This window comes from Lactobacillus sp. UMNPBX6 (assembly GCF_002553975.1).
Lineage (GTDB): Bacteria > Bacillota > Bacilli > Lactobacillales > Lactobacillaceae > Lactobacillus > Lactobacillus gallinarum.
This window is the reverse complement of record NZ_PCZD01000152.1, coordinates 1-235: the sequence shown is the minus strand read 5'-3', so window position 1 is coordinate 235 and position 235 is coordinate 1. Positions and strand designations below refer to the sequence as shown.

General features: G+C 26.0%; 1 protein-coding gene. It reads right to left on the bottom strand.

Annotated features, from left to right (window positions below):
- Positions 1–27: 27 nt before the first annotated feature.
- Positions 28–235 (bottom strand): hypothetical protein (locus CP357_RS10635; protein WP_233187257.1); only part of this gene is annotated, 208 nt, incomplete at its 5' end.

The following is a 235-nucleotide window of genomic DNA, read 5'->3' as shown; positions in this document are numbered from 1 at the left end:
AGGTTTGCTTGTTCTTCAGTAAGCTTGTTAGTATTTAATTTCTTCATAGACAATATATCCTTTCTGTTTTATCAATACACTATAAGTATACATCGATTTAATAGCAGGTGTTAGGGATTTGCTTACATCCTGATTTTTATTTAACAAAATGCTTTTATTACTATAAATAAGCAAAATTAAATTTTGGCGGATTGTAAAATCAAATTGAACACTTCGTTCAAATATTAAAAAAAGT